We start from the raw sequence: 18116 nt of genomic DNA on the forward strand, positions 1-18116 counted from the left end.
CCATGAGCAGCGATGTCCCTCTCGTCCCGGGCGAAGACGCCTTCCCGCTCCACATCTTCGATGCCCTCGGCTTGGATCCGGTCGTGTTCAAGGACCGCATCGGTGGGTCGGTGATGGTGATCGAGAAGCGGCCTGAGAACGGGCCGGTGACGATCCTCACCTCCGGGGTGTCCCGGCTCGAGACCGACTCCGGCGAGCGGATCGAGCTCGCGGTGGAGGTCGTCGATGGCCAGCAGGGTGCCGCGATGGTCGCGCTGCGCATCGTGATCAACGAGATCGCGACCAACCGTCGGGTGCCACCGGTGCTCGCGCCCTGGCGCAACGGCACGCCGTTCCTCAACGGGACAGCCATCTCTGCACTACTGGTGACGCCATCGCGCTGGGGAGCGTCGTTCGACGAGATCCGGAACGAGGCCGGCCAGGTGGTCGGGCATGTGCGGACGCTGCGGCTGCTCACCGACGGCGAGGCCGCGGTCGCGGGGGAGCGTGGGTGGGGCGCGCTCGTTGCCGAGGTCGGATCGGTGGATGCGTTGCTGGATGTTGAGCGGACCTAGTTCGTCTGCTCGCACTATTGTCGCACCTGAATCAGCTTTGAAGGTTGCCCCAAGGTTGCTAAGGGGTTGGGAAAGCGCGCCCCGCTGAATCTAGGTAACATCGCCCTCGCAGATCCTCATGATGATCCGGCGGCGCGAGCAGGATGCCGAGATTAGGCTTTTGCCAATCATGACGATCGCTATTGGGTGCACTTCTCAGGCCGCGAGATTGTCTCCTATGCAACGGTCGATTTAAGCCAATGAGCAATCAGTCAAATGTCGTCCTACACCGATCCTGCCCTTATGCACGCATCCCACCTGTGTGGACCGCTTCTGTTGGTTAGGGGCCGCGTAGTCAGTAGAGCGACGTTCACACCCCGATAGTCGTTAGTGGGGTGTCTCCGTAGCAAAGTGTGGTCTATTCTCTGCGCACTGTAGTCAAGAGCAGCGGCCGAGATGTCCTGGCGAAAACTCACTAGTACGGAAAGTGCAGCAGTCGAAGTTCTGCCTCGAGTAGATGCTCATGGGAACGACCATCTCGAAGTGCAGCCGAGTGCCGGGGCCCTAGTAAGTGCAACACCAAACAATCCGGCACGACAATCTCGGACTGAGAGGTGTCGCGTGGCTTCGGCAAACGAACCGCTCAGCGAGCTTCCGAGCTCAGAGATCGCACGCGGGTCCACTTGATGAAGTCAATGAGAAAGGAGCGATAGGCGGAATCCTGCAGATCATTCGACAAAACGGTTGCGCCGTTGATGCCAGGTAACCGAAGCCGAAGTAGGATGCCCTCGCGATACACGTACTCTCGCTCTGACAAGAACTCGTGTACTTCCGCTGAGGCTCGATTTTTGCCGAGAATGGTCTCCATCTGCCCGGCAGGATAATGTAGGCCGCCGACCTCTAGTAGAGAACGTCTGACAAACCACTTCAGATACCGGCGTGTCGCCATCCCTGCCCAGTAGAGATCAGCGTCAGCGAACTCATCGACACTTGGTAATATGCGGTATGCCTGCCAAGGAAAGGCAGCGACAGGCACGGTCATCCGAAGCGAATCCGGTCCTGCACCCGAAACCCGACGTGTCGACCCCAGCAAGATATCGGTCCGAACTTCTGACGCCGAATCAACGCCTCCTCGCACTCGAACTTCAGTTGACTCCGTACTTAGCCGCGAGCAACGAATGATTACCTCTGGACCAATGACAAAGTCTTGCGCGCCGGACCCGACTACCACTCCTACATCCGGTGCGTCCATGATCGTCTGCGCAATGCCGCGAGAGAGGTACAGAGATTCCCCGTGCCGCATGTGAGAGGTCAGTGTGCGCACCGGCGAGCCGTTCTCGAGCAGAGTGCACTCAACCAGCGAAGCGTTGTCCTGCTCGTCGTGGACCTCGATCTCAAGAACTGCCAATGGTTGAAATCCAGTTGCGTGCGAGTCTACGACCATAGAGATGACATCTATCGGGACGGCAGAGAGATGTACAACCTCGCTCATGCAGAAGCGCGAGAAAATCGGAGAAGGCGTAACGCGCGGGTCTTGCCAGTAGTCTCGAACTCGTGATAGGGCAGCAAGATCCGAAGCGGCCAGGAGAGATGCTACAGAATAGTCGCGGAACGCTGCACCAGCGAAACGCAGCAATGGATTCGGCTCGTCGGCGACGCGTTTCAAGAAAGGATGCTGCCCGAACCACTGCCACATACGGGGCATCAGTTCTTCTAGAATCCAAGAATCCTCGGCGTACTGCGACGTAGGTGGAGATATCTCTATGTCCTCTGGTGTGTCGCTGAGTAGCAACAACAACTGTGCTTGTGGACTGTACGATGCTTCCCCGAATGCGCACTTTCGCTCATCGTCACCGCCGAAGTTCTGGCCAAACTTCTCGGCCTCGCGTACCAAGATTGCTTCCAGTAGCTCGGCGAGCAGCTCCCAAACATGCGAGTTCGAGTTACCCTTCCGTATTTCACTCAGGCGTCGGAGGGGGTTGTTCTGATCTCGGTAGAAGGTGCCAAGTGCATCTAGTACGGGCGCGTAGCCCAGGAAGGACTGACTAGATGCCCATTCGCCATTGCCGACCGCAGGGCCCACTGCCCGGAAGAATTCAGTCAAGAAGTCGTTGAGCTCATCCGCCGCTACACCTCCTCTCTCCGTGTCGCTCGCCTTCGCTCGCACAAAATCTCGAGCCTGTCCTTCCGAAAAGAATGCCACTCTTGCGACTTGAGTACGAACGCCTAGTGCGGCGAGGATCCGGTCGGTTTCGTCCATGGTGTCTGGACGGCCGAGAATTATTGCGGCAGGGCCGGCGGCGTTGCTGGGGGCAATCAACCTCGCTAGATCCTCGAGAGAAGCTGCGTAGTTGCTCGCACCGGCTCGTGATAAGGCCTCGTCGGCCGCATCCAAGATTAGAGTGGCCCTGCCCTCACGCAGGTCGTTGGTGACTTGGCTTAGTCCATTGGGACCGAAGTTCCGTACGAGTGCGCCCACGAAGAAGCTCGATCCGACGCTGAAACGGGATAGATCCCAAACCAAGTTTCCGCTCCGAGCACCGAGTTGGTTGGCTAGCGAACTCTTCCCAACGGCAGCCGGAGCCGAAATTAGCAGGACGGATGCTTCAGAATCGAATTCCGCATGGTCTAGCTCGAAGTCAGGGGCTACAAACGGGGTCGAGCTTGAACTTGGTACGGTTATGTAGGGACTGCCGGTCGGTTCGCGGCTCATATCAAAGCTCGAGGATCCGGTCCTCAGGCTGGCCAAGATACTCGAAAACGAGGTTCGGTTATTCATTGAGTCTTCTCCTTTCTCTAGAGGTGAGTACGCGCGGAATGAGTAGCCAACCGCTCGCAGCCAGGAACGCGGCGACGATGATGCTGGCGATAGTTGATTGCATGGATTGGGTAGTCAATCCATTGAAACTCTCCGGCAAAATATTAGCGCCGAGAAACGCGAACCATAAGCCGGGCGCTAGCATGGCGGCTGCGAGTCTTGCGATCTGGCTATCACGCGTGCGAAGCATATCGTCACGACGAGCTTCTTTGGCTATGCGAATTGCATTCTGCTCCTGAAGTACTAGGTTGGCCATACCAGACATGGACGTGATTAGTGCATCGCAAGCTGTCACGGCCGAGGTTAGGTCGGCGAGCTCATCGACGGTGTCCAGTCCGCGTGCTCTGTAGTGAGCGATTGAACTGTGAAAGCGAGACCGGGTGTCTAGTAAGTATTCAAATGCCGTTCGACGGTGTGGAAAGTCTGCAATATTATCGGTGAACGCACGTCGTGCGGTCTCCGTGGCTTCGTCGATTACCCGAGATACGTGAAGGGCGTTCAGCTGCCTCAATTCTCTGTGCACCGAGGCCACGAACGTGTGCCAGTCAGGTTCTGCGTATTGCTCCTGCGCATTGCGAATCAATACGGAGATAAGTGACTCGTTAGTTGCGTGAATCAGCGATTTTGGCCAGCCGGACTTTAGGAGCCCGGTGCTGTAAACGGAGACTAAGCAAAGTCGCTTGTTTGACGTGATGTGAAGTAGTAGTACTTCTTGGCCGGACGCGCCGGTGAAGAATAAGAGAGGAAGGTCAGGATAAGAAATTGACTCCCCGGGTTCTTCGACCTGCTGCGTTAGTGTAGTAATTCGTGTGTCGCCGCGCAGTTGGTCGGTGGCTTCGGGGCTCAGGTCTATAACGAGCGCTTTGCTCGAAGCATCGCGGCTGAGTGTGCGGATGGCTGCGTCATCATCAACTCGCCTGAGGGGTCCGCGTGATATGACTACGGACTCCTGTGTAAGCATGCTTCCTACTCTATCGGTTGTTGACTAGTGGCACCAGCATTTCGAATTTGTCTTGCACAGACGATGCGGTCGGTTCGGTTCGGATCGGGGAGCTATTGAACCGGCGAAGTGTTCTGAGGCCAGGTAGGTTCTGCTGTCACTAGGGGCGAATGGCTAAAGCGCCCTGCCGATGTCTGACGCAAGGTGGGCAGGTGTCCTTTCGAAGTGCGGGCTGTCCTGCGACGAAAGTTGGCTGTGAGTGAGCAGCGTCTCCGCTGGCGGATTGAGGCGATTCGAGTGTTGGAGATGCACTCTTGCTCGGTCGGTATCAATGCGCGATGTCTCAAGGTGCCCCGTTCTCGAACCCTCTGCGGGACAGGGCTGTACTCTCGTGCTCGCGCTCCGGCCCACGCACCTGCGTCGAATGGTCCCCAGTACTCAATCTACGGATCGCGAAGCTGGCCTCGCCTTCCAGATTTGGGTCCTGCAGCGTGGGATCATGCGCAATATTGTGAAGAATTGTAGGTGGATCGTGGCGAGGACTATGTCATGCCAAAGCGCCCCACCCCTGACTTGATGGCTCTCCGTGGGACGCATGGCATCCTGCCCGCAGAGCAAAGGGGCGATTGCGCTGTCGACTCCCTTCTGCAGTGGTCGATGAACGCTCCGACCAATACGAGAACTCAGGTTCGTCGGCGCGGGGCGTATTGTGACTGATGAGGCCGATCAAAGGAGCGCGTTACTCTCCCATCGGTGGGCACGATGGTCCGCCTGGCGTTCCTCCAGGATCTTTAGGCGTCGCCGACGGCGGGTTAGGGTTCGTACTGGCGCGCCCGGCAGGCTTCCTCGCGTCGCGGCGAGCACATCACACTGCGGCGGTAGATGCGACCGATGGCATTCTGTTGCGGCCGTCTGATGCGCGAAATCCGTGACGGGCTCAAACGCACCACCCCGATGAAAGGCCCACACATGGACGCTTCTGAACTCAACTCCGCCGTCGGCCAGGGGCTCGAGCAGCTTGGGCTGGGGCTTCGCCCCGTCGTCGAGGGCGCGTTCGCAGAGGCGGTTCCTGGGGTCGAGTGGACGCGGGTGATCGAGGATAAGGACCGCGCTTCCGGGGGCAGCCACGGGCGGTACTCCGCGATCGATGTTTCGCTGATGCTCCGGGCGGTGACCGAGCGGATCGGGGAACTGGGGTACCCGTTCGACCGAGTGCTGTCACGGAGTGCTCGCGGATACGCGAGCGAGCTTCGGGAGGTTCGGAACGCCTGGGCTCACAACACCGGGTTCACGGAGCAGTCGGCGTATCGGGCGTTGGACTCGATGCAGTTGCTGTTGGAGAGTGTCGGGGCCGCGGAGCAGGCTGCGGTTGTGGGGGAGTTGAAGGTGCGGGTGTTGGTTGGCCCTTCGACAAGCTCAGGGACCGAGGGGGTCGCGTTGGCCGAGGCGGGGAGCGTTGGCGAGATGGGCCCTTCGACAGGCTCAGGGACCGACGGAGCCAGTGAGCAGAGCGCCGCAGGCTCCATTTCCGTTGACGGCGCCGCAGGCACCTCGTCTGCAGCAGACGCCGCCGCCCCCTCATCCGTCACCATCCGCGTCAGCGCGACGCCGACGCTCAGCTACGCGATGGCGCACTGCAGCATCGCGGTGATCGACGAGATCGTCCTCGAGAATCACGGCGGGGAACGCCGGGCGGCGTCCGTCGAGATCGACGTCGTCACCGCCGATGGCGCCCTCGCCGACACCAAGGTGCTCCTCGCCGACCTCGGCGAAGACCGCACCACCCTCCTCCGCAGCCCCGAGGTCCTCCTCGACCCACGCCGCATGCTCCTCGTCGAAGAACAGCGCCCCGGCGTCATCCGCGTCACCGTGCGCGACGCCGCTGGCACCCAGCTCGGCGCCGTCGAGAGCCCCGTCACCGTGCTCGCGTCCAACCAGTGGATCGCTGCACCCGTGCAGCTCGGCCTCGAACTCCTCGCCGCCCACGTACAGCCCAACGCCCTCGTCGTCAGCGAACTCATGCTCGAGGTCTCCGACCTCCTCGACAAACAGACCGGCAACAGCTCTCTCGCCGCCTACCAACTCGACGACCCCGCCCGCATCGACGCCATCGTCGCCGCCGTCTGGGACGCCGCCCGCGCCCGCGACATCCGCTACGCCGAACCGCCCGCCAGCTGGGGCCAGAGCGGCCAGAAGGTCCGCACCCCCGAGGAAGTCCTCACCAGCCACCTCGGCACCTGCCTCGACACCACCATCCTGCTCGCGTCCGTCCTCGAAGCCATCGGCATCCACCCCCTGCTCTGGCTGCTCAAGGACCACATCTTCCTCGGCTACTGGCGCGTCCAGACCACCCTCGACGTCGTCGCCAGCACCGATGTCTCCGAAGCCGTCAACTCCCTCGAACTCGGCCGCATCGGCGTCGTCGAGACCACCATGCTCACCGGCACCTCCGCCACCTTCGCCGAGGCCTCCCGCCGGCCCCACACCGACCACCTCGCCGGCTCACTCGACGACTTCATCGGCGTCACCGACGTCGTCCAGGCCCGCCGCCGCAAGATCTACCCGCTGCCGAGCCGCCGCATCAACGCCGAGGGCGAACCCGTCGTCACCCTCTACCAGGCACCCGAAGCCCGCGCCCTCACGCAGGACGCCCCGGCCACCGCCGAGTCGAACGCCGCCGGCCACGGCCCCGACGTCCCCAAGCGCGTCTCCACCTGGAAGAACGCCCTCCTCGACCTCAGCCTCCGCAACAAGCTCATCAACTACACGGACCGCTCCGGCTTCGAGCTCGCCGTCCCCGGCCCCGCGCTCGGTCGCCTCGAGGACAGCATCAACCACGGCACCCCGCTCACCCTCGTCGCCTCCGACAGCGTCGCGACGATCGACCAGCAGCGCGGCATCCGCTTCGGCCGCGACCTCGACGAGAGCGACCGCATCACCTTCCTCGAGGACAAGAAGAGCGCGTTCATCGACGTCACCGAGGCCGCCTACCCGACGAAGCTCCGCGCCCTCGCCTACAAGGCCAAGACGATCGTCGAGGAGACGGGCGCCAACAACCTCTACCTCGCGTTCGGCATGCTGAGCTGGCGCTTCGGCGACCGCGACCTCCGCTCACCCCTCGTGCTCGTGCCGGTCACACTCACGACCACGAGCCGCGGCTCCTCCTACCGCCTCACCCTCGACGAGTCGGGCTCCTCCACACCCAACTACTGCCTGCTCGAGAAGCTGCGCCTGGGCTTCGGCCTCGAGATCCCCGGACTCGCCAACCCCGTCGAGGACGGCTCCGGCATCGACCTCCCGGCCGCGTTCACCGCCGTGCGTCAGGCGATCCTCGACGCCGGCCTGCCGTTCCGCGTGGAGGAGACCGCGTCGCTGTCGATTCTCCAGTTCGCGAAGTACCGGCTGTGGAAGGACCTCGACGAGAACTGGGAGACCCTCGCGTCCAACAGCCTCGTCGACCACCTCATCAACTCGCCGCTCGAGGCCTACGCCGACCCGACGCCCGCGCAGACCGACACCGACCTCGACCGCCTCGGCCTCGACTGCCCGGTCGCCGCCGATTCCTCCCAGCTCGACGCCGTTGCCGAAGCGGTTGCCGGCCGCACCTTCGTGCTCGAAGGCCCTCCCGGAACCGGCAAGTCGCAGACCATCACCAACCTCCTCGCCCGATCGCTCGCCGAGGGCAAGAAGGTCCTGTTCGTCGCCGAGAAGCGTGCGGCGCTCAATGTCGTGAAGCAGCGACTCGAAGACGTCGGACTCGGCGCGTTCTCGCTCGACCTCCACGACAAGGGCGCGCGGCCCAACGTCGTCCGCGCGCAGATCAAGACCGGCCTCGACCTCCGCACCAAGGCCGACATCGACGCGCTGAGCACCAACCGCGAGCTGTCCGAGTCCGGCCTCCGCACCCTCACCCGCTACGCCGACCGCCTCCACGAGGTCAACGCGGCCGGCTTCTCGCTCTACTCCGCACGGAGTCGCCTGCTCGCGATGGATCATGACCTCGTTCCGATGGCGATCCCCGAGCAGCTCGTCGCCGCCGGCACGCCCGAGGCCTTCGAGGGGCTGCGGCAGGTGTTCCGGGATCTGCCCGAACGTTCCGACCTCGCGCGGCCGAGCACGACGCACCCGTGGGCGTTCCTCGACGGCCCGTCCGCTCCCGGGCTGGACGCCGCGACCGTGCAGCAGGCCGCCCGCGCGCTGGACGCCTCTCTTGCGACGACGCTCGACGCCGGCCTCCCGATGGACGCCCTGCGTCTCGCGTCGCGCCCCGACCTGCTCGGACTCTGGTCGACCGCCGTCGCCGCGCCGCGCCTGCCGATCGGCGCGCTCATGGCGGGAACCAGGCCCGAGGACTTCACCCGGCTCGACGACGCTCTTGCCGCCGCCGAGCAGCTCCGCGACGCCCAGGCCGAGTGGCGCTCGACCTTCACGCCCGCCATCCTCGATCGCGACATCGCCGGCCCCCTCCACGCCGCCGAGCAGGCTGCCGCGTCGAGCTTCTTCGGTCGAAAGAAGCGGCTCCGGGCCGCGCTCGCGCAGCTGAGCGACGTGCTGGCCGTCGACGCGACCTCGTTCAAGGTCAAGCAGCTCGTCCCGCAGCTCACCGAGGCGAAGGCGGCGCAGGACCGCCTCGTCCAGCTCCGCGGCACGCTCCGGTCCACCGCCCTGCCGCTCGTCGGCGACCGCTGGAACCCGCTCGTCGAGCCGACCCAGCCCGTCCGCGAACTGCTCGGCTGGTATCGCTGGCTGTCGGAGGGCTTCCGCCTCCCGGGCACGCCCGACGATGCGTTCATCACCGCCGTCCGCGACCACTACGCCATCACCCAGCCATCGCAGCAGGCGGCCCAGGCGCTGACGACGCTCGCGAGCACCTGGAGCGACTTCCTGCGCACCGCGGCCGTCAGCACCGAGCGCCAGTCGGCGTGGTCGGGCGGCGAGGGCTTCCTGCAGGCCTGGTGGTCGACGCGCGACGCCCGCCGTCTCGACGCCGCCGAGCCCGTCGTCCTCGAACGCTGGCTCGACCTCGTGCAGGTCATCGAACCGCTCCGCACCCACGGGCTCGACGACGTCCGCGCCGCGATCCTCGCCGGTCGCATCGAGACCGAGGACGCGACACTCGCGTTCGAGAAGGGTCTCGCGCAGGCGTCGATCGACGAGCGCGAACGCACCACCACGCTCGACGCGTTCGACGCCACCGCCCACAACCGCAGCGTCACCCGCTTCACCACGAGCGTGAAGGCCGTGCGCGAGGAGTTGCCGCGGGCGATCCCGGCGTCGGTGCTCGGGCTGCGGACGTTCAGTTCGCAGTCGGAGAGCGGTCAGGTCGGCGGGCTGCGTCGGCAGATCGACCGCCAGCGCGGCGGGATGAGCGTCCGTGCGCTGCTCGAGAACTTCGGCGAGCTCATCACGCAGATCATGCCGTGCACGCTCGCGAGCCCGGAGTCGGTCGCGCGGTTCTTCCCGGCCGCTGCCGAGCTGTTCGACATCGTCGTGTTCGACGAGGCGTCGCAGATCCGCGTCGCCGACGCGATCGGGGCGATGGGGCGTTCGCGCTCGGTCGTGGTCGTCGGTGACAGCAAGCAGATGCCGCCGACGACGTTCGCCGAGGCCGGCGCGACGATCGACGACGACGCCGACTACACGAGCGAGGTGCTGCAGGACGAGGAGTCGATCCTCTCCGAGTGCGTGCAGGCGCGGGTGCCGAGCAAGTGGCTGTCGTGGCACTACCGCAGTCAGGACGAGTCGCTCATCGCGTTCTCGAACCATCACTACTACGACAGCCAGCTGTCGTCGTTCCCCGCGCCGTTCGCGGGTGCGGGCGACGGTGGGGTCGCGGGTCACGGGCTGGCGTTCGTGCGGCTGGACGGGCAGTTCGAGCGGGGCGGTCGCGGCAAGTCGCTTCGGACGAACCCGGTGGAGGCGCAGGCGATCGTCGAGGAGATCTCGCGTCGCTTCGAGGCCTCGCCGGACGAGACGCCGTCGCTCGGGGTCATCACCTTCAACGCGCAGCAGCGGACGTTGATCGAGGATCTGCTCCGAGACAGTGCCGACCCACGGATCGCGCTGGCGCTCGACGAGCAGGACGGGTTGTTCGTCAAGAACCTGGAGAACGTGCAGGGTGACGAGCGCGACACGATCCTGTTCTCGATCGCGTTCAGTGCGAACGAGAAGGGCGTGATCCCATTGAACTTCGGGCCGCTCACGCGGGCAGGTGGCGAGCGACGGCTGAACGTCGCGGTGACGCGGGCGCGGCGGCAGGTCGTGCTGTTCGCGAGCTTCGACCCGTCGGAGCTGCGGGCGGAGCAGACCTCGTCGATCGGCATCAAGCACCTGAAGGCGTATCTCGAGCTGGCGCAGCGGGGGAGCGAGGCCGCCGGCGAGGACGGTCGTCGTCAGGCGATCATCGACCGCCACCGCGACGAGATCGCCGACGAGCTGCGATATGCCGGGCACGCCGTGCGGACGGATGTCGGGCTGTCGGACTTCCGCGTCGACATCAGCATCGCGACGGAAGCGGAGCCGGACCGACCGCTGGTGGCGGTGTTGCTCGACGGAGCGTCGTGGCGTGAGCGACGGACGGTCGCGGACCGTGACGGACTGCCGGTCGAAGTGCTGAGCGGCCTGATGCGGTGGCCGGGCGTCGAGCGCGTGTGGCTGCCGGAGTGGTTGCACCACCGCGAGGAGGTGCTGGACCGGTTGGTCGCGGCGGTTGAGGCTGCTGCTGAGCGGTCTGCTGCCGGGAGTGCGGTGCCGGAGGTGTCGGCTGGTGCGAAGTCGGATGCGGCTGATGCCTCGGTTACCGATGAGGCCGATGTCGCTCCCGATGCTTCGGATGCACCCGCACCCGTTCGCAGCGCCCGAGTGCGGGAGTGGTCGGAGCGGCTGGCGTCGTTGGAGACCCTGTCGGAGTTCCGCGATCGCAAGGTCGGTTCGGCGCAGCCCGTCGAGGCGGCGCCGGTGCCGGACACGTCAGCGCGGCACCCGGAGCTCTCGGAGTACCAGCCCTGGGACGCACCCATGCTGGGTGGGATCGAAGTGCTCGACCGCTTGCCGGGGCGTCAGTCGGTCGTCGCGGTGCAGGGCGCGATCCGTGCTGCGGTGGAGGCCGAGGGGCCGATCCACGTGACGCGTCTGGCGAAGCTGGTCGCGGGTGCGTTCGGTCTCGATCGGGTGGCGGGTTCGCGGGCGAAGTCGATCCTCGACAAGGTCCCGTCCGAGTTGCTGGGCCGCTCCGATGAGCCGTTCGCCTGGCCGACCTCGATCGACCCGCTCACGTGGCGCGGAGCGCGTCAGTCCTCGGCCGAAGCGGCCCGTGCGATCGAGCACATCTCCCTGGTGGAGATCGCGAACGCGATGGCGATCGCAGCGGAGGAGTCGGCCGGTCTCTCGCCCGACGAACTCAGACGCGAGACCCTCGCCATCTTCGGTGGCAAGCGAGTCACCGCCGCGATCGGGTCGCGCCTGGACGAGGCCCTCGAGTTCGGGTTGGCGTCCGGGCGCCTGGCGCGACGAGGGGAGACGATCGACGGTTTGTCGGCTGGCTAGCGCAACAACGATTGGCGTCTACGAGGCGCTGTCGTCGCCGATCTTGGTACTCACGCCAAGGACCGCGACAGCTGCGACCAAACCCACTGCGGCAACCTTGGCCACGGTCCCGATGATGCCGAATACGAACGCTTTGTGTTCGGAGTCCTTCGCCGACTCTTGATCGATCGCCTTCTGGAACAATCCGAGAATCGCGAAGCGGTCTTCGGTCGTGAGGTTCTCTCGGTCGAGCTCCCGCTCGAGCGCCTTGCGGTAATCCGCGAGAGCCTTGTGAACCTTCTTCTGGCTCTTCCAGTTGACGTCAACGGCATGTGCTGCCTGGGCTTGCACTTGCGTGAGTGAGTCGACGACGAGGGACCTGAAGTCCGGGAACTGCTCGATCGCCTTGAGCGCCACCTCCTTGCTCATGTTCGGCATCTCCGATACGAACGCGAGGAGCTTGTCTTTCGACAGATTCCTCCATGAGTCGATTCCTAGCCTCTTCCTGAGGTCGTCTTCGTTCTTGATGTCCATCTGTCTCTCGTCTCCAACCCGTCTAGCATCTCGTGCAGATCGGAGTCGGTCTCGACCGACTCCGAAGTCACCAACCTGACTCAGACCGCCCGAGTGCCGATGTCGCGCAGCACGGCGGCCGACGCGCGGACGCCATCCATCGCGCCCTGGATGGTGGCTGGGTCGCCGCCCGATACCGCGGTCGTCAGCGTGTCGAGGTTGGTCTGCAGTCCGACGAGGGCGGGCGCCCACTCGGCGGCGATCGATGCCGGCACGTCCAGCGACTCCAGCTGACCAAGGTTGAAGCTGATCTCAGCCGTGTTCGAGATCAACCGCCAGGTGCCGCCCTCGGCCAGCGTGGTGACCATGTCGTCGAGGTCCTTGTCGATGTCGGCGGTGTGCTTGCTCGCGCCCGCCTGGAACGCGGCGACATCGACCACGGCCGGTGCAGCGGGCTCGGCGATGGGCTCGACCGTCGCGGTCGGAACCGGTGTCGGCGTTGCTGTCGGCGTCTGGGTTGCGGTCTGCGCGACGGCGACCGGCTCGGTCCGTCCGCCGTTGATCGCGTTCGAGACACCACCGACGAGCAGGAGCGAACCGACGACAGCGCCGGCGATGATCCAACCCTTCGCCTTGCCGCTCATGCCGGATGTGGTGCCTGGCTGCGTGGCGTACGGCGACGGAACCGGCGCGGTGGCGAACGCGGGCGGCGCGGACTTCTGCAGCTGGAGCGGCTGGCTGACGAGCGGAGCGGTCGCCGCCTGCTGCGGAGGTGTGACCGCGGCGGGCGCGGTGTGAGTGGTCCATGCGGCACCGTCCCAGTAGCGCTGCTGCGTCGGGTCCGCGTAGTCGGGGTACCAGCCGGCGGGCGTGGCAGAGGGCGGGGTGGTCGAGCTCATGGGAACGGTCCTTGCATTGGGTCAACGCGACCCGCAGCGGCATCGGATCATCGACGGCAGGTGACGGACCCGCGAACCGGGCCAAGCACAGTCTGGCGGGGGAGGGGCGGGGGTCATCAGTCCCAGAATGGGTCACGCGCCCGAGTTGTGGAAGGGTAGCGCTGGTGGATCGACAAGCCCGGTAGCCCCGGCCAGCATCGACCACTCCGACTTGACCCGATGGAGAGTGACCTCCGCATGTCTGAACCGCTACCCGAAACGGATTCCGGGGGAGACCCACCCGCGCCGCTGAAGTTCACGCGAACGACGGCGGGACAGGTTCTGATCGCGTGCTCGATCATCGCGGCGATCGGCGCGATCGTCGTCGTCAGCGTTGTCGTCGGCGGATCGCGTCCTCCAGCAGCCGTCCAGTCGGACAGCCAGTCGTCGATGCACTCGCCGCCAGCTGACGGCCCTTCGATGCAGGCTGCAGACGATCCGATAGAACAAGCACGCGAGGTGGTTGGCGGCTCGTACTCCTCCCGGCAAGTGCAGCAGGCGACCGCCGCGGCGCTGGTCGCAACCGGTACGCCGGTCACGACCGACAACTTCTCCAGAGCGTGGAGTTCGGTCCTCGCTGTCACCGACAAGCTCGATATCGAGCCGATGGAGGTCATGCTGTGCGTGCCAGAGCTCGCTTCTTCCGAATCGGGCCTCACCCTTCCAGAGGTCGCTGCGCTCTGTGCCAGTGAGATCTATCTCGGCAAGCGGTGACGGGGTGACCGGCGATCGACTTCGAGCGGACCTGCTGGCGGTGGGGTTCTCGCGAGCTGACCCTGAACTGCACCGTCCTGAGGCGTGCGATCAGCGGCGGGGTGGCTGCGGTCAGCGATCGTCAGACCGCGCTCTTCGAGTCGACTCACGAGCGAGTCGAGGCTGAGCGCCTCCTTCTCATAGCGAAGGGTGCCACGGGGTCGAGGTGGTCGAGGCAACGATGGTCCTCCCGAGTGAACAAAAAAATCCCCCGAGTGCGCTTCAACGAGAGGCGTGGGGGATGTGGTGAGTGAAGCCTAGCATTCAGGCGCTGACGGTGGGGCGGCGGCGTTGAGGCTGTGCAGAGCGTTGACCACGAGATCCGCGACCACCTCGACCTTGAAACCCGCCTCGTTCGCCAACCAGCCCGCGTAGTGCTGCTCGCCACCGGCGTGCGGGTAGCGATCCTGGTACAGCGGCCGCCAGCCATGCTCGGGGCCCGCCGCCATGATCGCGTCGACAGCCTCCCGCGTGCCGCCGTGGAACGCGAGATGGTTCACGCCCGGCCGTCGCCGATCATGCGTTGACGCACTGAGGTTCGGCGACGCCGTCAGCGTGACGTAGGTGCCGCCGGCCTCCCAGGACTCGCCGCCCGGCCACTCGCTCTCCATGGAGAACCCGACACGAGACAGCAGCCAGGCCCAGCCCGCCCGCTCCGCGTCGACGTCCGCGAGCCACACCTCGACGTGATGCAGTCCGGGCCCGACCAGTGCCGACGGACGCTCCCGCTGCAGCGCATCCGCTCCGTCCTGAAGCCGCCCCAACATCCCCGCCACCGCGACCCGCGCGAGCGCGTGCGGACGCGCGAGCACGTCGATGTTGCGCGCGATCCGCACGTCCTCGAGCGGCACCAGCGCCAACCGCGGGTCGGCCCGCGGTGCCGTGTACCGGGGGAACAACGCCAGCAGCTCCCCGCCCACGATGAGCGACGCGGCCAGGTGGTAGTCGTTCACCCGATGCGCGCGATGGAACCGCACCCCCGCCGTCGCCTCGACCACCCCGAGCGCGACATCCGGCGCGAAGCCCGCGTGCGCTGCGATCCACGACTCGTCCGCGAGTTCCGCCGCCCACAGCGACGATCGCCCAGCGAGCGGGTGATCCACCGACATCGCCACGTCGAACGGCTCGCTCAACAACGTCGTCACCGACAGCTGCTCCGACGGCCACGGCTCGTCATGGTCCATCCGGTGCGCGATGACGAGGTCGTACTGATCGACGAGCTCGGCGAACTCGGGTTGCGCGACATCGTGCTCGCCGAACACCAGCGACGGACCTCCTTCAGCGTCCTCCAGCAACCCCGGCAGCAACGCCTGCCCGGCACTCTGGAACGCCGCCACCCGCACCCGCGCACCGGTGTCGCCGCCGTACTCGCGCACCGTCTCGGCCGCACGGTCGATCAGCGTGTGCACCGTCCCCGCCATCTCGGCCAGCGCCATGCCCGCCTCGGTCAATCGGATCTCGCGCCCCACCCGATACGTCAGCGCGACGCCAAGCTCACGATGCAGCGCGGCCAGCTGCTGCGAGATCGCCGGCGCCGTCACATGCAGGTGCCGCGCGACCGCCGCGATCGTTCCGCGCTCGGCCAGTTCGCGCATGATCCGCATCTGAGAGAGATTCATCAGCTCAAGCTAACTGGTCACGTGGAAACCCTCAATATTCATGACGGGTCGATCTGACTAAGTTGGTCACCAGGACAGCGCAAGGACGCCCGTCCGCGACAGCCGGTACCGCCGGCCGCCGCCGCTCCCGCAGGAAGGAACGCCGTTGCTCGCCCTCTGGAAACGACCCGACACCGCCGGTTTCGAACTCGTCGAGCGCGGAATGCCGGCCATGGGTTCGGACGACGTCCTCATCCGCGTCCACCGCACCGGCATCTGCGGCACCGACCTCCACATCGAGTCCTGGGACCCGTGGGCGGCCGGCGCGGTCGACGCCCCGCTCGTCCCAGGCCATGAGTTCTCCGGCGAGGTCGTCGAGGTCGGCAGCCGCGTCGAAGGGATCTCCGTCGGCGCAGCGGTCTCCGGTGAAGGCCATCTCGTCTGCGGCACGTGCCGCAACTGCCGCTCCGGCCGCCGCCACCTCTGCCGCCACACGCGCGGCCTGGGCGTCAACCTCGACGGCGCCTTCGCCGAGTACGTCGTCCTGCCGGCCACCAACGTGTGGGTCCACGGCGACCAGGTCACCCCCGACCTCGGCGCCCTCTTCGACCCCCTCGGCAACGCCGTCCACACGGCCCTCAGCTTCCCGATCCTCGGCGAAGACGTCCTCATCACCGGCTGCGGTCCCATCGGGCTCATGGCCATCGCCGTCTGCCGAGTGGCCGGGGCGCGCAACATCGTCGCGACCGACGTCGTCGCCGACCGCCTCGAGAAGGCCCTCGCCGTCGGCGCCGACCGCGTGGTCGACGTCTCGAAGGAACGGGTCGCCGACGCCCAGGCCGAGCTCGGCATGCTCGAAGGCTTCGACATCGGCCTCGAGATGTCCGGACAGGCCGCCGCGGCGAGCGAGCTCATCGAGAACCTCAACACCGGCGGCAAGGTCGCGCTCCTCGGTCTCCCGTCGACCAACATCGAGATCGACTGGACCAAGGTCATCACCCGCATGATCACCATCAAGGGCATCTACGGCCGCGAGATGTTCGACACCTGGCACCACGCGAGCGCGATGGTCGACCACAGCCCCGAACTCCGCGGCGCCCTCGAGTCGCTCGTCACCGCCCGCTTCCCGCTCGCCTCCTGGCAGGACGCGTTCGACACCGCGCGCGGGGGAGCGGCGGGCAAGGTGCTCATCGACTGGACCGACACCCGCGACGTCGTCATCACCGGCGTCGTCGACGAACAGGCACCGGTCACCGCCCACGCCGCGACCGCCGCCTGAACGACCGCCCCACTCAGCTCAACCGCCCACTCGACCCCGAGGAGACGACATGTACGGCACCATCAAGACGCAGCTGCGCGACCAGCTCGACCGCATCGAGGCCGACGACCTCACGAAGCGCGAGTTCGCGATCACGTCCCGCCAGGGCAGTCACGTGACGATCGACGGCCGCGAGGTGCGGAACTTCTGCGCCAACAACTACCTCGGCCTCGCCAACGAGCCGTCGATCGTCGACGCCGCCAAGGTGGCGCTCGACGAGTGGGGCTACGGGCTCGCGAGCGTCCGCTTCATCTGCGGCACCCAGCAGATCCACCGCGACCTCGAGCAGGAGCTGAGCGCGTTCCTCGGCACGGAGGACACCATCCTGTTCTCCTCCTGCTTCGACGCGAACGGAGCGGTCTTCGGTGCGCTGTTCGGTGAGCACGACGCGATCATCTCCGACGCGCTCAACCACGCGTCGCTCATCGACGGCATCCGTCTGAGCAAGGCCCGCCGCCTGCGCTATCGCAACCGCAACATGGCCGACCTCGAGCAGCAGCTCATGAACGCCGCCGACGCTCGTCGCACCGTGATCGTCACCGACGGCGTGTTCTCGATGGACGGCTTCTACGCGCCCTTGGATGAGATCTGCGACCTCGCCGACCGCTACGGCGCGCTCGTCCTCGTCGACGACTCGCACGCCGTCGGGTTCGTCGGCCCGGGTGGTCGCGGGACGCCCGAGCTGTTCGGGGTGCAGGACCGCGTTGACATCCTCACCGGCACCCTCGGCAAGGCGCTCGGCGGTGCGTCGGGCGGGTACGTGAGTGCGAAGCAGGAGATCGTCGACGTGCTGCGGCAGTCGGGCCGGCCGTACCTGTTCTCGAACAGCCTGGCTCCGTCGCTCGTCGCCGGGGCGCGTCGGGCAGTCGAGCTTGCGGCGGAGGGTGACGAGCTGCGCGAGGGACTGTTCCGCAAGGCCGACCTGTTCCGTGCCCGCATGACCGAGGAGGGCTTCCGGCTGCTGGAAGGCTCGCACCCGATCATCCCGGTGATGTTCGACGACGAGCAGCAGGCGGTGCAGGTCGCGGCGCGGATGTTGGATCAGGGCATCTACGTGATCCCGTTCAGCTTCCCGGTGGTGCCTCGCGGTGAGGCCCGCATCCGCGTGCAGATCAGTGCCGCCCACAGCGAGCAGGACATCGAGGACTGCGTCGCGGCGTTCGTGGCGGCACGGGAGTAGC

The 18116-nt window shown here is 65.9% G+C and carries 10 protein-coding genes and 2 pseudogenes; 6 read left to right on the forward strand and 6 right to left on the reverse strand.

All coding sequences use genetic code 11. The annotated features are described in order from the left end of the window. Positions 1 to 2: 2 nt before the first annotated feature. Positions 3 to 554, forward strand: a complete 552-nt coding sequence (locus B9Y95_RS17485) for a suppressor of fused domain protein (protein WP_085513842.1) — start codon at positions 3 to 5, stop codon at positions 552 to 554. Positions 555 to 1176: 622 nt separating this feature from the next. Here B9Y95_RS17485 and B9Y95_RS20470 read toward each other — a convergent pair. Then, complete coding sequence (locus B9Y95_RS20470; protein ID WP_143736561.1) at positions 1177 to 2793, reverse strand: hypothetical protein; 1617 nt, start codon at positions 2791 to 2793, stop codon at positions 1177 to 1179. 511 nt (positions 2794 to 3304) lie between these two features. Continuing rightward, entirely contained in the window at positions 3305 to 4312 is a 1008-nt protein-coding gene (locus B9Y95_RS20475) for a hypothetical protein (RefSeq protein ID WP_143736563.1), read from the reverse strand. A 948-nt stretch (positions 4313 to 5260) separates the two neighbouring features. Between B9Y95_RS20475 and B9Y95_RS21210 the strand changes: the two are divergent. Further along, positions 5261 to 5629 (forward strand): annotated as a pseudogene (locus tag B9Y95_RS21210) (Swt1 family HEPN domain-containing protein); the annotation flags it as partial. A gap of 126 nt (positions 5630 to 5755) precedes the next feature. Continuing rightward, a complete protein-coding gene (locus B9Y95_RS17490) occupies positions 5756 to 11836 on the forward strand; it encodes a DUF3320 domain-containing protein (protein WP_412458838.1) in 6081 nt (2026 codons plus the stop codon). An 18-nt stretch (positions 11837 to 11854) separates the two neighbouring features. Here B9Y95_RS17490 and B9Y95_RS17495 read toward each other — a convergent pair whose 3' ends face one another. Next, entirely contained in the window at positions 11855 to 12349 is a 495-nt protein-coding gene (locus tag B9Y95_RS17495; protein ID WP_085513845.1) for a hypothetical protein, read from the reverse strand. An 80-nt stretch (positions 12350 to 12429) separates the two neighbouring features. Beyond that, entirely contained in the window at positions 12430 to 13227 is a 798-nt protein-coding gene (locus tag B9Y95_RS17500) for a DUF2510 domain-containing protein (RefSeq protein WP_085513847.1), read from the reverse strand. Between the two features lie 219 nt (positions 13228 to 13446). Between B9Y95_RS17500 and B9Y95_RS17505 the strand changes: the two genes are divergently transcribed. Then, positions 13447 to 13980, forward strand: a complete 534-nt coding sequence (locus tag B9Y95_RS17505; protein ID WP_085513849.1) for a hypothetical protein — start codon at positions 13447 to 13449, stop codon at positions 13978 to 13980. A gap of 296 nt (positions 13981 to 14276) precedes the next feature. Here B9Y95_RS17505 and B9Y95_RS21040 read toward each other — a convergent pair whose 3' ends face one another. Further along, a complete protein-coding gene (locus tag B9Y95_RS21040) occupies positions 14277 to 14729 on the reverse strand; it encodes a VOC family protein (RefSeq protein WP_412458839.1) in 453 nt (150 codons plus the stop codon). Positions 14730 to 14777: 48 nt separating this feature from the next. Next, positions 14778 to 15638, reverse strand: a pseudogene (locus B9Y95_RS21045) (LysR family transcriptional regulator); the annotation flags it as partial. 145 nt (positions 15639 to 15783) lie between these two features. On the opposite strand from B9Y95_RS21045, the gene tdh reads away from it, so the two are divergent. Beyond that, positions 15784 to 16896 carry an L-threonine 3-dehydrogenase gene (gene tdh / locus B9Y95_RS17515; RefSeq protein WP_085513854.1) on the forward strand — a complete coding sequence of 371 codons (1113 nt, stop codon included), beginning with the start codon at positions 15784 to 15786 and terminating at the stop codon, positions 16894 to 16896. 49 nt (positions 16897 to 16945) lie between these two features. Beyond that, positions 16946 to 18115, forward strand: coding sequence for a glycine C-acetyltransferase (locus B9Y95_RS17520; protein ID WP_085513855.1), 1170 nt, complete (start codon positions 16946 to 16948; stop codon positions 18113 to 18115). Position 18116: the final 1 nt, after the last annotated feature.

It is taken from the genome of Plantibacter flavus (genome assembly GCF_900177615.1).
GTDB lineage: Bacteria > Actinomycetota > Actinomycetes > Actinomycetales > Microbacteriaceae > Plantibacter > Plantibacter flavus.

Bases quoted from the DNA above. Each gene is read 5' to 3' on its own strand.
- B9Y95_RS17505 (WP_085513849.1), top strand. From the start codon at position 13,447: ATGGAGAGTGACCTCCGCATGTCTGAACCGCTACCCGAAACGGATTCC.
- B9Y95_RS20475 (WP_143736563.1), bottom strand. From the start codon at position 4,312: ATGCTTACACAGGAGTCCGTAGTCATATCACGCGGACCCCTCAGGCGA.
- B9Y95_RS17520 (WP_085513855.1), top strand. From the start codon at position 16,946: ATGTACGGCACCATCAAGACGCAGCTGCGCGACCAGCTCGACCGCATC.
- B9Y95_RS17490 (WP_412458838.1), top strand. From the start codon at position 5,756: ATGGGCCCTTCGACAGGCTCAGGGACCGACGGAGCCAGTGAGCAGAGC.
- B9Y95_RS20470 (WP_143736561.1), bottom strand. From the start codon at position 2,793: ATGGACGAAACCGACCGGATCCTCGCCGCACTAGGCGTTCGTACTCAA.
- B9Y95_RS17500 (WP_085513847.1), bottom strand. From the start codon at position 13,227: ATGAGCTCGACCACCCCGCCCTCTGCCACGCCCGCCGGCTGGTACCCC.
- B9Y95_RS17495 (WP_085513845.1), bottom strand. From the start codon at position 12,349: ATGGACATCAAGAACGAAGACGACCTCAGGAAGAGGCTAGGAATCGAC.
- B9Y95_RS17485 (WP_085513842.1), top strand. From the start codon at position 3: ATGAGCAGCGATGTCCCTCTCGTCCCGGGCGAAGACGCCTTCCCGCTC.